We start from the raw sequence: 12955 nt of genomic DNA on the forward strand, positions 1-12955 counted from the left end.
CGCCATGCCGCGTTGCGGGACTTGGTAGGGAAACAAACCCTTACCGGCGTCCCGCGCCTTGCCTGGCACGGCCACAGCACCAACGCGATTCGTTATTGAACGTCAGCGCACCTTCGGGCGCCTGAGTTTTTGCCAATCCTATGAGGCCCTCGCTATGACCACGTCCACTGCAATTGCCCGACTCAACGCTGCCGACCCGGATTTCGCCCATCATCTGGATCATCTGCTGAGTTGGGAAAGCGTGTCCGACGACTCGGTCAACCAGCGGGTGCTCGATATCATCAAGGCCGTGCGCGAGCGCGGTGACGCCGCGTTGGTGGATTTCACCCGCCAGTTCGACGGCCTGGACGTCAAGTCCATGTCGGACCTGATCCTGCCCCGCGAACGCTTGGAGCTGGCCCTGACGCGCATCACCGCGCCGCAGCGCGAAGCCCTGGAACTCGCGGCGGCGCGGGTGCGCAGCTACCACGAAAAACAGAAACAGGATTCCTGGAGCTACACCGAGGCCGACGGCACCGTATTGGGCCAGAAGGTCACGCCGCTGGACCGCGCCGGCCTGTACGTGCCGGGCGGTAAAGCCTCGTACCCGTCGTCGGTATTGATGAACGCGATTCCCGCCAAGGTGGCCGGTGTGACCGAAGTGGTCATGGTGGTGCCGACCCCGCGCGGTGAGATCAACGAGCTGGTCCTCGCGGCCGCCTGCATCGCCGGTGTCGACCGCGTGTTCACCATCGGCGGCGCCCAGGCTGTCGCGGCGTTGGCCTACGGCACCGAAAGCGTGCCGATGGTCGACAAGGTGGTCGGCCCCGGCAACATCTATGTCGCCACCGCCAAGCGCCATGTATTTGGCCAGGTCGGTATCGACATGATCGCCGGTCCTTCGGAAATCCTCGTGGTGTGTGATGGCCAGACCGACCCGGACTGGATCGCCATGGACCTGTTTTCCCAGGCCGAGCACGACGAAGACGCCCAGGCGATTCTGGTCAGCCCAGATGCCGAGTTCCTCGACAAAGTCGCCGCCAGCATCAACAAGCTGCTGCCGACCATGGACCGCGCCGAGATCATCGAGAAGTCGATCAATGGCCGTGGTGCGTTGATCCTGGTGCGCGACATGGAGCAGGCCATCGAAGTGGCCAACCGCATCGCGCCGGAACACCTGGAGTTGTCCGTGGCCGACCCACAGGCCTGGCTGCCGTCGATTCGTCACGCGGGCGCGATCTTCATGGGCCGTCACACCAGCGAAGCCCTGGGCGACTACTGCGCGGGCCCCAACCACGTGTTGCCGACCTCCGGCACCGCGCGCTTCTCGTCGCCGCTGGGGGTGTACGACTTCCAGAAGCGTTCGTCGATCATCTTCTGCTCGCCACAAGGTGCTTCCGAGTTGGGCAAGACCGCCTCGGTACTGGCCCGTGGCGAATCCTTGAGCGCCCATGCCCGGAGCGCCGAATACCGCATCCTTGAAGACAATAAGGGGAACTGAGACATGAGCAAATTCTGGAGCCCCTTCGTCAAGGAGCTGGTGCCTTACGTACCCGGTGAACAGCCCAAGTTGACCAAGCTGGTCAAGCTCAACACCAACGAAAACCCCTACGGCCCGTCGCCCAAGGCGCTGGCGGCCATGCAGGTCGAGTTGAGCGACAATCTGCGCCTGTACCCGGACCCCAACAGCGACCTGCTCAAGCAGGCCGTGGCCCGCTATTACGGGATCGACGCCGGTAAAGTGTTCCTCGGCAACGGTTCCGACGAAGTCCTGGCACACATCTTCCACGCGCTGTTCCAGCACGACTCGCCGCTGCTGTTCCCGGATATCAGCTACAGCTTCTATCCGGTGTACTGCGGCCTTTACGGCATCAAATTCGACGCGGTGCCGCTGGATGAGCAGTTCCAGATCCGCGCGGCGGACTACGCCAGGCCGAACGGCGGGATCATCTTCCCCAACCCGAACGCGCCGACCGGCTGCGTGCTGGCCCTGGACGCGGTGGAGCAGATCCTCAAGGCCAGCCCGGATTCGGTGGTGGTGGTGGATGAAGCCTACGTCGACTTCGGTGGCGAAACTGCCATCAGCCTGGTGGATCGCTACCCGAACCTGCTGGTCACCCAGACCTTGTCCAAATCGCGCTCACTGGCCGGTTTGCGCGTGGGCCTGGCCGTGGGCCACCCGGACCTGATCGAGGCGCTGGAGCGGGTCAAGAACAGCTTCAACTCCTATCCGCTCGATCGCCTGGCGATTGTCGGCGCAGCGGCGGCGTTCGACGACCGCGAGTACTTCGAGAAGACATGTCGGTGGGTGATCGACAGCCGCAACAAGGTGGTCGCGCAATTGGAAGGCAAGGGCTTTGAAGTGTTGCCATCGGCTGCGAACTTCATCTTCGCCCGCCACCCACGGCACGACGCCGCCGGCCTGGCGGCCAAGTTGCGTGAGCAGGGCGTGATCGTGCGGCACTTCAAGCAGGCGCGGATTGATCAGTTCCTGCGGATCAGCATCGGTACGCCGGAGCAGAACCAGGCGCTGATCGATGGCCTAGGCGAGCTCTAAGTCACACTGAAGATCTAACAATGTGGGAGGGGGCTTGCCCCCGATAGCGGCAGATCAGTCGATTAGATGTCGACTGGCACTCCGTCATCGGGGGCAAGCCCCCTCCCACATTCAGTTTTGCAGTGCTGGTTAGATCAACGGCTCATCCGGCTTCTTGTGCTTCCAGCCATCATTGCCCGGCAGCAGCAGGTTCAAGCCAATCGCTACCACCGCACACAGGGCGATGCCCTTCAGGCCGAAATCGTCCGGACCGGTGCCGGTGCCGATCAGCACACCGCCAATCCCGAACACCAACGTCACCGACACAATCACCAGATTGCGGGCTTCGCCCAGGTCGATCTTGTGGCGGATCAGCGTGTTCATGCCTACGGCGGCGATCGAGCCGAACAGCAGGCACAGAATCCCGCCCATCACCGGCACTGGAATGCTCTGCAGCAGTGCGCCGAACTTGCCGATAAACGCCAGGCTGATGGCAAAGATTGCCGCCCAGGTCATGATCTTCGGGTTGTAGTTCTTGGTCAGCATCACTGCGCCGGTCACTTCGGCGTAGGTGGTGTTCGGCGGGCCGCCAAACAGGCCAGCGGCCGTGGTGGCAATCCCGTCACCCAGCAGGGTGCGGTGCAGGCCGGGCTTCTTCAGGTAGTCGCGACCGGTCACGCTGCCCACCGCGATCACACCGCCGATATGCTCGATCGCCGGGGCCAGGGCCACCGGGACGATAAACAGAATCGCCTGCCAGTTGAATTCCGGCGCGGTGAAGTGAGGCAGGGCGAACCACGGTGCGGCGGCAATTTTGGCCGTATCGACCACGCCGAAGTAGAACGCCATGGCAAAGCCCACCAGCACGCCGGAGATGATCGGCACCAGGCGGAAAATGCCCTTGCCGAACACGGCCACGATCAGGGTGGTCAGCAGCGCCGGCATCGAGATCAGCATCGCCGTCTGGTAATGGATCAGCTCGGCGCCATCGCCGGATTTACCCATCGCCATGTTGGCGGCAATCGGCGCCATGGCCAGGCCGATGGAAATGATCACCGGCCCGATCACCACCGGCGGCAGCAGCCGGTCGATGAAACCGGTGCCCTTGATCTTCACCGCCAACCCCATGAAGGTATAAACGAAACCGGCCGCCATCACCCCGCCCATGGTCGCCGCCAGGCCGAACTGGCCCTTGGCGAGAATGATCGGGGTGATAAAGGCAAAGCTCGACGCCAGAAACACCGGCACCTGCCGCCCGGTCACCAGTTGGAACAGCAGCGTGCCCAAGCCAGCGGTGAACAGGGCGACGTTTGGATCAAGACCTGTGATCAGCGGCATCAACACCAACGCGCCAAATGCCACAAAGAGCATTTGTGCGCCAGACAGGATCTGGCGCCAAAGCGGGTCGTTGAATTCATCCTGCATGCTCACGCGTCCTTCTGCTTGGTACCGAAGATCTTGTCACCGGCGTCGCCCAGGCCTGGGATGATGTAGCCGTTTTCATTCAGGCGCTCATCGATGGACGCGGTGTAGATCTGCACGTCCGGGTGGGCCTTCTCGACGGCGGCGATGCCTTCGGGCGCGGCGACCAGCACCATGGCGCGGATGTCCTTGCAACCGGCCCTCTTCAGCAGGTCGATGGTGGCAACCATGGAACTGCCGGTGGCGAGCATCGGGTCGATGATCATCGCCAGACGCTCGTTGATTTCCGGTACGAGTTTTTCCAGGTAGGTGTGGGCCTGCAGCGTCTCTTCATTGCGAGCCACGCCCACGGCGCTGACCTTGGCGCCGGGGATCAGGCTGAGGACGCCTTCGAGCATGCCGATGCCGGCGCGCAGGATCGGCACCACGGTGATTTTCTTGCCGGCGATCTTCTCGACCTGGACGGGGCCGGCCCAACCGGGGATCTCGTAGCTTTCCAGGGGCAGGTCTTTGGTGGCTTCGTAGGTGAGCAACGCTCCGACTTCCTGAGCGAGCTCACGGAAGTTCTTCGTGCTAATGTCGGCGCGGCGCATAAGGCCGAGCTTGTGTCGGATCAGCGGATGGCGGATCTCGCGAGTGGGCATGGGAAAGGCTCCGGCGGCGGGCAAAAAAACCGGCCTAGATTAATCTATCCGAGGGTGTTGTCCTATAGACATCTAGCACGTTAGTCCATTAAGGCTTGAACGTTGCGCCTCACATGCGTACCTTTGCCCGCTTTTCTTGCCACAGCACCCCCTGGAGAGCGCCATGTCTGCTGATCTCGAGCATATCCGTCAAATCATGCGCGAGGCTGACTGCCTGTACACCGAAGCGCAAGTCGAAGAGGCGATCGCCAAGGTCGGCGCACAGATCACCCGCGAAATGGCCGACACCAACCCGGTGGTCTTCTGCGTGATGAACGGTGGTCTGATCTTCGCCGGCAAATTGCTGACCCATCTGCACTTCCCGCTGGAAGCGTCCTACCTGCATGCCACGCGTTATCGCAACGAAACCAGCGGCGGCGACCTGTTCTGGAAAGCCAAGCCGGAAGTCTCGTTCATCGACCGCGACGTGCTGATCATCGACGACATCCTCGATGAAGGGCACACCCTGGGCGCGATCATCGACTTCTGCAAACACGCCGGCGCGCGCAAAGTCCACACCGCCGTGCTGATCGACAAAGACCACGACCGCAAGGCGCGCCCCGAAATGAAGGCCGATTTCGTCGGCCTGCCGTGCATCGACCGCTACATCTTCGGTTACGGCATGGACTACAAAGGTTACTGGCGCAACGCCAATGGGATTTACGCCGTTAAAGGCATGTGATCAAGGCTCCGACGCAGGGTTGCGCATGCTATCGTGCTTGGCTTCTGCGTCTGGAGCTGTTCATGAGCCTGTTGATTCGCACCTGCGCCGCCCTGGCGCTGACCCTCAGCTTGCCGCTGGCCGCCGCCCCGGCGCCGATGCACAGCCAATTCCTGCCGCCCGACGACCTGGCCCTGCGCGCCGAAGCGCCCGATCAGCAGCAACTGTTGCAAGTCACCGAGTATGCGGTGGTGGTCGGTAATCAGCGCCAATCCACGCAGCAGCCGATCCCGGTGACGTCGCCGGTGATGATTCGCCTCAAGGGCAAGTCCTTGAACAAAGGCGCAAGCATCGCCCAGGTGATCGTCAATTTCGACGCCGAAAGCAAAAGCCTGAAAAAGCCGGTGTTCGATGACAAGACCAAGACCCTGACCTTGTCCTACCCCGCGACCCAATACCGCGTGATCGTCGACCTGCTGCGCAATGACACGGTGTATGTGCAGTTCCTCAGTTATGCCAACGGGCATATCTGGGCGGATCTGCATACCGGCGTGGTACGCACCAAGTAGCCAGCACCCTGACGAACCCAATGTGGGAGGGTGCTTGCTCCCGATGACGGTGTGTCAGTCGACAGCTAATTGACTGATCCAGCGCAATCGGGAGCAAGCCCTCTCCCACAGTGGTTCTCAGCGCTTTCGCCGCCCGCGCCTCGCAGGTAGACTTCAAACCCCATGTAAATGTCCGCAGGCTGGAGTCGGTAATGCGTAAAGATAAGAAACAGGTGATTGGTGACGAGATCGGCGACGATCAGATCAAGTTGTTCCTGGACTTCGAACCCGTCGACGCGACTTCACCCTCCCTGCACAAACTGATCAAGGCCTATCGTGGCCTGCGTATCGACGACTTCGAGCGCTTCCTGGGCTTCTTCAAGGCCGCCGGCCTGGACCTCGATGGCAAGGACGAGCATGGCCAGACCTTCGTCGACCTGATCAAGGACCAGCGCAACGCCGCCGAGTACATTGAATTGATCGATAACGCCCGCGGCTGATTGCAGGCGAAAAAAAGCCCCGCTGCTCATATCGAGAAGCGGGGCTTTTTTATTTCGAGTGTCCCGTCCTGAATAAGGTTTACGCCTTCTGACCTATCTTCAGGAGGACTCAATGGATACGGGCAAAAGGCGCAGCCAGCGCGACTACACGTTAGCTTTTAAATTATCGGTCGTAGACCAAGTTGAAAAAGGCGAGTTAAGTTATAAAGAGGCTCAACGGCGCTTTGGCATTCAGGGCCGGTCCACGGTACTGGTTTGGTTACGCAAGCATGGCCGACAGGACTGGAGTCAAGGCGCATCAATTCGAGCGCCGCGGAGCAAGCCAATGACCGACCCCAACCTCCCGCTAACACCCGAACAGCGGATCAAAGAGCTTGAAGAGCAACTGGCACTGAGCAATCAGAAAGCCCAGTTCTTTGAGGCTGTCGTGAATGTCTTGAAAAATGACTACGGTGTTTCCATCGTAAAAAAGCGACCCGGCAAGTCCTCTCGCAAGGGCAAATCCAAAACCTGAGCATTACCAGGGCTTGCCTGTTCATGGGTATTTCGCGTCAAGCGTATTACAAACGCAATCGAGTTTTTGATGCCCGAGTCCGCCAGGACCAGGAAGTGGTGGACTTTGTTCTGGAAAAGCGTCGACGCCAACCCAGGCTAGGAACGCGTAAGCTGCATTACCTGATGAGCATTGAGGCTGGTGCGGCATTAAGTGTCGGCAGAGACCGCCTGTTTGCCATCTTGAGAGAGGCGCGAGCGCTCGTTCCACGCAAGCGGGCCTACCATAAAACCACTCATAGCCATCATCGTTTTCGCCGCCATCCAAACCTGCTCAAAGCAGGTCCGGAACAAGTCGTAGCCAGCAGGCCCGAACAGGTTTGGGTCGCAGACATTACCTATCTACCAACGCGGGAAAGTGTCGCCTACGTCAGCCTGATAACGGACGCGTACTCACGCAAGATCGTAGGTCATCATGTGCATGAAAGCCTGCATACGGAATCGGTGATCAAAGCGCTGCAGAAAGCGGTTAGCCAGCGAAGCTCCAAGGAGCCGCTTGTCCATCACTCAGACCGCGGCGCCCAATACTGCTCCGACTTATACCAGCGGATGCACATCAAGCACGGGATCAGGTGCTCAATGACCGACGGTTATGATTGTTATCAGAACGCGATGGCCGAGAGGATAAACGGGATTTTGAAAACTGAATTTTTGCTACATCGCCCCAAAGACTTGGCAGACGCAGTAAAAATGGTGGATGAGTCGGTGCGGATCTACAACGGGGAGCGACCGCATTTCTCCCTGAAATACAAAACGCCCGATGCGGTGCACCGGGCGTTTTGAGACTGAAATAGGTGTAAACCTATTTCAGGACTAGACAGAGGCCTTAAGCGTAGCTTTGGGCTTCGTTGTTTTGCTCAACCAGTTCCAGGCTGATGTTGTTCTGCGCGTTGATCTTACGGTACAGCTCGGCATCGGTCTCCAGGACCTTTTCACGGGCCGGGAAGATCTCGTGCAGTTTGGCCGCCCACTCGCCGGCAGCCTTGGTCGGGAAGCAGCGTTCGATCAGTTCGAGCATGATCGACACCGTCACCGAAGCGCCCGGGGACGCGCCCAGCAGCGCCGCCAGCGAGCCGTCTTTGGCCGCGACCAGCTCGGTGCCGAATTGCAGCACGCCGCCTTTTTTCGGGTCTTTCTTGATGATCTGCACCCGTTGGCCGGCCACTTCCAGGCGCCAGTCTTCGGCTTTGGCTTGCGGGTAGAAGCGGCGCAGGGATTCCAGGCGCTGTTCCATGGACTGCATCACTTCGCTGACCAGGTACTTGGTCAGGTCCATGTTGTCCCGGGCCACGGCCAGCATCGGGCCGATGTTGCCGGCGCGCACCGACAACGGCAGGTCAAGGAACGAGCCGTGCTTGAGGAACTTGGTGGTGAAACCGGCGTAAGGCCCGAACAGCAGGGACGTCTTGCCGTCGACCACGCGGGTGTCCAGGTGCGGCACGGACATCGGTGGCGAACCCACGGCGGCCTGGCTGTAGACCTTGGCCTGGTGGTGCTTGACCACTTCCGGGTTGTCGCAACGCAGCCACTGGCCACTGACCGGGAAACCGCCGAAGCCTTTGCTTTCTTCGATGCCCGAGGCTTGCAGCAGCGGCAGGGCCGCGCCACCGGCGCCGAGGAACACGAACTTGGCGTCCACGTCGCGGCTGTTGCCGCTGTTGACGTCCTTGATGCTCACGGTCCAGCCCGCGCCATTGCGCTTGAGGCCGGTCACGCGTTTGCTGTACTTGACCTGGGCATCGGGCGCGCTGGTCAGGTGGTTCAGCAACTGGTTGGTCAGGGCGCCGAAGTTGACGTCGGTGCCGTTCTGCACACGGGTCGCGGCGATTTTTTCGTCGAGCGGGCGGCCTGGCATCATCAGCGGCATCCACTCGACCATCTCGTTGCGGTCTTCGGTATAGCGCATATCCGAAAATGCATGATGCTGGCTGAGGGTTTCAAAGCGCTTCCTGAGGAAGGCTACGCCTTTGTCGCCCTGCACGAAGCTCAGGTGCGGCACCGGGGTGATAAAGGACCTGGACGAGCCAAAGGTGCCTTTTTTGGTCAGGTACGCCCAGAACTGCTTCGACACCTCGAACTGGGTGTTGATGTGGACAGCTTTCTTGATGTCGATGGAACCGTCGGCGGCCTGGGGTGTGTAATTCAGCTCACACAGCCCGGCGTGGCCGGTACCGGCGTTGTTCCACGGGTTGGAACTCTCCGCGGCTCCCGAGTCCATCAGCTCAACGACTTCCAGCTTGAGGCCGGGGTCGAGCTCTTTGAGCAGTACGGCCAGGGTGGCACTCATGATGCCGGCCCCTACCAGTACTACGTCGACTGCTTCGTTATGCGCCATTTAACGCGTCTCCAAAATCTGCAGCACCAAATTGACGGCATGGCTGCCAGGAGTGACGGGGCGGTTCACGTGTTGCCCCAGGTTACCCATGGCCAGGATCGCCATGTCCGATTCGCAATTCTTTGCAAGTTCAGCGCACGCTTCCTGCCGGGCTAATCCGCCTATGAACGCATTCATGGGCTGCCGTGGCAATTCGACTTATGGTCAAAGCGTGCGATCCGTGCAATCAATCCGTAGCGGACAGGCTCAAGCCCCGGAGCACTCGGTCCTGTGTGATTGGGCTGTTCCAGACGCTGATGGTGCTTGTACAAACGCCAAACTATTCATTTGCTCGCCACACTCTTGTGAAGTTGTGAAAACCCGTTTTTTCACGCTCTTTTGAAGACGTGAACCTCAAAAAAGGGCTGCCCCAGCCTGGCACCTGGCCCGGAAAACCTTGCCGGCATGCGGCAAAACGGGCAAACAACTCAAGTGGCCGAGCGCAATGGCAGCTCTGGCAGATTCGGTAAAGGCGGGTGGTTTGCAAAGAAAACAGCAAGCGCGCCAGCTTCACACGATCTGTGTGGGCGGCTCTCTGTGGGCGATCTGGGGGGGCTAATACCGAAGCATTAACGATGTTGCGAGGCCCGATCAGGAGACGTCCTTATAATCGGGGGGAGATTGTAGCGAAGAACGCCAAGGAAATGGGCGTGTTTTATGACTTTTATTAGGCGTTCGGTCAGGCGGCCAACGGGTGGCGATGCGGCGACTGCGTCGCGCGTGGGCTGATACGGGCGCTGGCGGGCAGCGGGCGGTGCATCCAGCTCAAGCGGATTTCTTCGATTTCCACCCAGCCAGCGCCGACCGGTGGCTGGCTGCACTCTTTGAAAGCCTGGCAGCGACCTTGCACATCGAGCAGGGCAAATTGGCGAAGGGCGGGCTTGCGGGTAAACAGCGACCAGAGAAAATGCATGAAGTCAGCCTCCTGAGATTGAGGCCAAGCATGCCTGCCGGGGATGACGGGCGCGTGTATCGGCTGTGACATATCGGTGACACCGAACCCCTACAATGTCTGCGGGTCTTAGGTTGTAACTGACGCTAGTTCCCGGCGAGGGCCGCCCGCTATACTGCCGGCCTGTCGGTACTCGATTTCTGGAGAGAAGAGCATGTTGCAACGCCTGTTGTTCGGTTTGATCACTGTGACCAGTTTGACCCTGGTTGGCTGCGCCAATAGCCCGCAACAACTCAGCCCGCAACCGAAGCTCACCACGCAGTTGGCCCCGGTGGGTCACGGTCAGCCGGTGTCGGTGCGTGTGGTGGATGGTCGTCCTTCGCCGACCCTGGGCTCCCGTGGTGGCCTGTATCCGGAGACCGCGCTGGTGTCGGTGAGCGGTGCCGATGTGCTCCCCAAGCTGCAAGCCCAGGCTGAAGCCGCGGTGCGGTTGCTCGGCTTTACCCCGGCCAACTCGCCGGGCGCGCCGCAGTTGACCATCACCCTGGCCGAGCTGAAATACCAGTCGCCCAAAGACGGCCTGTACGTGACTGAGGCCACTATCGGCGCGACGTTCAGGTCCGACGTGAGCGCCGGCACCCGTCGCTACAGCGGCCGTTATGGTGCGTCCCTCAACCAGCGCTTCGGCATGTCGCCCAACCAGGAGACCAACACCAAGCTGGTCAGCGACGTCCTGAGCGACGCCTTGACCCGTCTGTTCAAGGACCCGAGCATCGGCCAGCTGCTCAGCTCGCAATAACGCTCAATAACAAGCCGGGCTCAGCGCTGAGCCCGGCTTTTTTGTGCCCGCCGTTTCATGCCGCGGTGTCGATACCGAAGTCGAGCAGGCTTATCCCGGTCAGCAGGTCCGTCTCCGGCAGGTCCGCATGCTGGTGCCCGCCAAGGGCGCAATACACCAGCCAGTGGCGGTCCTGGACGTTGAACGCGAGGCCGCCGATCAGCGCCTCTTGCTCATCGCTTGGGGCTATCAAATACAGTCGATCCTGGTTTTGCGCGTGCAACATGACAAGCTCCCGAGCGTTCGAAGGGCCACAGAGTGAACGGTTAAGGTGACGTTCAGGTGACGCCGTAAATTACTCGATACATTAGCCGTCAATGGGGGAAGGAGCTTTTAGGCGCAGAAGGCGACTTCCGTTCAGGTTTGTATCTGAATGGATACCAAGGCACTGTTTCAAGGAGGTGTGTGATGGCGCTGGCCGGACTGCTGATCAATGTTGTTGCTCTATCAGTGGCCTGCTCTGGCGCTGCACTGCTATTCATTACCCGTTTGAAGGAACAGCGCGCCATGGCCAGGCTCGCCGCGCAAAGCGAAGAGCGCGCCATCGACCAACCCATGCTGTTTCTGGATGTACGCACCGAACGGGCGCATCGCCTGGCTTATCGTATTGGTTTCGCCTGCCTGGGGCTGGCGCTGCTGGTTTCATGGATCAGCACGCGTTTTTAGTTGCACCCTGAAACGACGGTGGGAGCGGGCTTGCTCGCGACAACGGAGTTACAGTCGGTACCGCTGTGACTGAACCACCGCATCGCAGGCAAGCCCGCTCCCACAGGTTTGGCTAGGTGTATTACAGCGGGATTCCCGCCTTGACCCGATATTGATTGCGCACTGGCGTTGCATATTGCACCACCAGGAACGGCCGGTGTTCGACCGGGCACTCGCTCAAGCGCCGCTCCCACTCTGCCTTGGCCTTGGCCAACTCGTCGGCCGGGAAGATATCCGCTGCCTTGGGCACCTGCAGTTGCGGGTCGGCGTCACTCCACTGGGCGTAGGCCAGGTAGTGAACCGGGAACAGGCGATAACCTCCGAGAATCTGCCGGTCCATTTCCACGGCGAGCAGCTTGGTGTCTTCGAAGCGCTCGGTGATCGGCGGCGCAAAGTTCACATGCACCCGGCCCTTGTAGCCGGTAATGCCCAGGGCAATGCTCACATCGTCTTCACCCGGCGCCTTGGTGTAGGTGCCGGTGGTGGCGCGGATGTACAGCTCGCGAGCCTTGGCCAAGTCGCATGGGTCGTATTCGTAGCTGATGGACACGGGCGTCAGGTTCAGCGACTGGATCACCTCGGCGAACGGCTCGTCCTTGCGGCTGACGTGGAACATCTTGAGGATCGCCGATTCGGTGCGGTCATCCCCATCCTTGGCGCGGCCTTCGGCCTGGGCGATCCAGATCGACTGGCAGTCGTGGCGGATCGAATGGTTGATGTAGGCCGACAGCAACTGGTAAGCCGCCATTTTTTCCTTTCGCCCGGTGATCGAGCGGTGCACGATGAAGCTCTTGTTCAGGCGCATCAGGTCGCTGACAAACGGCTTTTGCAGCAGGTTGTCGCCGATGGCGATACGCGGTGTCGGCAGGCCGGCGTGGTACACGGCGTAGTTGACGAAGGCCGGGTCCATCACGATATCGCGATGGTTGGCCAAAAAGACGTAGGCGGTGCCCGATTTGAGCTGTTCCACGCCGGTATAGGTCACGCCGTCGGTCGCTCGATCAATGGTGTGGTCGACGTAATACTCGACTTTGTCCTGCAGCGTGGCCACGGTGGTGACGCCGGCGAATTCACGGCGCAGTTTGCGGGCGATCATGGGTTTGAGCAGCCAGCCCAGCGCGCCGGCAAAGCGCGGGAAGCGGAAGTGGGTCAGGATGTCCAGAAAGGCCTTGTCACTGAACAGCCGCTCCAGCACTGCCGGGACTTCGCTGTCGTTGTAAGGTCGGATGGTATCGAATTCGCCCATCATGCTCTCTTGTTAGAAA

Annotated in this window: 14 protein-coding genes; 8 read left to right on the forward strand and 6 right to left on the reverse strand. The window is 60.4% G+C overall.

Annotated features, from left to right (window positions below):
- Window positions 1-154 precede the first annotated feature (154 nt).
- Together hisD and hisC are read left to right on the forward strand one after the other, a co-directional pair.
- Window positions 155-1480: a histidinol dehydrogenase gene (hisD, locus tag PverR02_RS04895; protein ID WP_017845969.1), complete on the forward strand. Its 1326-nt coding sequence runs from the start codon at window positions 155-157 to the stop codon at window positions 1478-1480.
- A gap of 3 nt (window positions 1481-1483) precedes the next feature.
- Window positions 1484-2536 (forward strand): histidinol-phosphate transaminase, encoded by a 1053-nt coding sequence (gene hisC / locus PverR02_RS04900; RefSeq protein ID WP_079442871.1) that lies wholly within the window; start codon window positions 1484-1486, stop codon window positions 2534-2536.
- A gap of 129 nt (window positions 2537-2665) precedes the next feature.
- On the opposite strand, the gene PverR02_RS04905 is transcribed toward hisC, so the two are convergent.
- Entirely contained in the window at window positions 2666-3940 is a 1275-nt protein-coding gene (locus PverR02_RS04905) for a uracil-xanthine permease family protein (protein ID WP_017845967.1), read from the reverse strand.
- A gap of 2 nt (window positions 3941-3942) precedes the next feature.
- Window positions 3943-4581, reverse strand: coding sequence for a uracil phosphoribosyltransferase (upp, locus tag PverR02_RS04910; RefSeq protein WP_017845966.1), 639 nt, complete (start codon window positions 4579-4581; stop codon window positions 3943-3945).
- A 163-nt stretch (window positions 4582-4744) separates the two neighbouring features.
- On the opposite strand from upp, the gene PverR02_RS04915 reads away from it, so the two are divergent.
- The 4 genes from PverR02_RS04915 (at window position 4745) to PverR02_RS04930 (ending at window position 7664) form a co-directional block, all read left to right on the forward strand.
- On the forward strand, window positions 4745-5302 hold the full coding sequence (locus tag PverR02_RS04915) for a hypoxanthine-guanine phosphoribosyltransferase (RefSeq protein ID WP_010567709.1): 558 nt from the start codon (window positions 4745-4747) through the stop codon (window positions 5300-5302).
- Between the two features lie 62 nt (window positions 5303-5364).
- On the forward strand, window positions 5365-5850 hold the full coding sequence (locus tag PverR02_RS04920) for a hypothetical protein (protein ID WP_017845963.1): 486 nt from the start codon (window positions 5365-5367) through the stop codon (window positions 5848-5850).
- Between the two features lie 191 nt (window positions 5851-6041).
- A complete protein-coding gene (locus PverR02_RS04925; RefSeq protein WP_017845962.1) occupies window positions 6042-6329 on the forward strand; it encodes a PA4642 family protein in 288 nt (95 codons plus the stop codon).
- Window positions 6330-6441: 112 nt separating this feature from the next.
- Window positions 6442-7664 (forward strand): IS3 family transposase gene (locus PverR02_RS04930; protein WP_167379478.1). Its coding sequence is split into 2 segments (ribosomal slippage): window positions 6442-6793 and window positions 6793-7664, totalling 1224 coding nucleotides; the frame shifts between segments, so codons are not numbered across the junction.
- Window positions 7665-7707: 43 nt separating this feature from the next.
- Here the strand turns inward: PverR02_RS04930 and mqo are convergent.
- Together mqo and PverR02_RS04940 are read right to left on the reverse strand one after the other, a co-directional pair.
- Window positions 7708-9216: a malate dehydrogenase (quinone) gene (mqo, locus tag PverR02_RS04935; protein WP_057004261.1), complete on the reverse strand. Its 1509-nt coding sequence runs from the start codon at window positions 9214-9216 to the stop codon at window positions 7708-7710.
- Between the two features lie 718 nt (window positions 9217-9934).
- Entirely contained in the window at window positions 9935-10168 is a 234-nt protein-coding gene (locus tag PverR02_RS04940; protein WP_046384669.1) for a hypothetical protein, read from the reverse strand.
- A gap of 193 nt (window positions 10169-10361) precedes the next feature.
- Between PverR02_RS04940 and PverR02_RS04945 the strand changes: the two genes are divergently transcribed.
- Window positions 10362-10946, forward strand: coding sequence for a YajG family lipoprotein (locus PverR02_RS04945; protein WP_017845959.1), 585 nt, complete (start codon window positions 10362-10364; stop codon window positions 10944-10946).
- Between the two features lie 55 nt (window positions 10947-11001).
- Here the strand turns inward: PverR02_RS04945 and PverR02_RS04950 are convergent, their stop codons facing one another.
- Window positions 11002-11211, reverse strand: a complete 210-nt coding sequence (locus PverR02_RS04950; protein ID WP_017845958.1) for a hypothetical protein — start codon at window positions 11209-11211, stop codon at window positions 11002-11004.
- Between the two features lie 182 nt (window positions 11212-11393).
- Between PverR02_RS04950 and PverR02_RS04955 the strand changes: the two genes are divergently transcribed.
- Window positions 11394-11651, forward strand: coding sequence for a hypothetical protein (locus tag PverR02_RS04955; RefSeq protein ID WP_046384667.1), 258 nt, complete (start codon window positions 11394-11396; stop codon window positions 11649-11651).
- Window positions 11652-11772: 121 nt separating this feature from the next.
- Here the strand turns inward: PverR02_RS04955 and PverR02_RS04960 are convergent, their stop codons facing one another.
- Window positions 11773-12936 carry a 1-acyl-sn-glycerol-3-phosphate acyltransferase gene (locus PverR02_RS04960; protein WP_169850554.1) on the reverse strand — a complete coding sequence of 388 codons (1164 nt, stop codon included), beginning with the start codon at window positions 12934-12936 and terminating at the stop codon, window positions 11773-11775.
- Window positions 12937-12955: the final 19 nt, after the last annotated feature.

This window comes from Pseudomonas veronii, assembly GCF_002028325.1.
GTDB classification, from domain to species: domain Bacteria; phylum Pseudomonadota; class Gammaproteobacteria; order Pseudomonadales; family Pseudomonadaceae; genus Aquipseudomonas; species Aquipseudomonas veronii.

Excerpts from the sequence above, each read along its gene's own strand:
- hisD (WP_017845969.1), top strand. The coding sequence starts at position 155 with ATGACCACGTCCACTGCAATTGCCCGACTCAACGCTGCCGACCCGGAT.
- hisC (WP_079442871.1), top strand. The coding sequence starts at position 1,484 with ATGAGCAAATTCTGGAGCCCCTTCGTCAAGGAGCTGGTGCCTTACGTA.
- PverR02_RS04905 (WP_017845967.1), bottom strand. The coding sequence starts at position 3,940 with ATGCAGGATGAATTCAACGACCCGCTTTGGCGCCAGATCCTGTCTGGC.
- upp (WP_017845966.1), bottom strand. The coding sequence starts at position 4,581 with ATGCCCACTCGCGAGATCCGCCATCCGCTGATCCGACACAAGCTCGGC.
- PverR02_RS04915 (WP_010567709.1), top strand. The coding sequence starts at position 4,745 with ATGTCTGCTGATCTCGAGCATATCCGTCAAATCATGCGCGAGGCTGAC.
- PverR02_RS04920 (WP_017845963.1), top strand. The coding sequence starts at position 5,365 with ATGAGCCTGTTGATTCGCACCTGCGCCGCCCTGGCGCTGACCCTCAGC.
- PverR02_RS04925 (WP_017845962.1), top strand. The coding sequence starts at position 6,042 with ATGCGTAAAGATAAGAAACAGGTGATTGGTGACGAGATCGGCGACGAT.
- mqo (WP_057004261.1), bottom strand. The coding sequence starts at position 9,216 with ATGGCGCATAACGAAGCAGTCGACGTAGTACTGGTAGGGGCCGGCATC.
- PverR02_RS04940 (WP_046384669.1), bottom strand. The coding sequence starts at position 10,168 with ATGCATTTTCTCTGGTCGCTGTTTACCCGCAAGCCCGCCCTTCGCCAA.
- PverR02_RS04945 (WP_017845959.1), top strand. The coding sequence starts at position 10,362 with ATGTTGCAACGCCTGTTGTTCGGTTTGATCACTGTGACCAGTTTGACC.
- PverR02_RS04950 (WP_017845958.1), bottom strand. The coding sequence starts at position 11,211 with ATGTTGCACGCGCAAAACCAGGATCGACTGTATTTGATAGCCCCAAGC.
- PverR02_RS04955 (WP_046384667.1), top strand. The coding sequence starts at position 11,394 with ATGGCGCTGGCCGGACTGCTGATCAATGTTGTTGCTCTATCAGTGGCC.
- PverR02_RS04960 (WP_169850554.1), bottom strand. The coding sequence starts at position 12,936 with ATGGGCGAATTCGATACCATCCGACCTTACAACGACAGCGAAGTCCCG.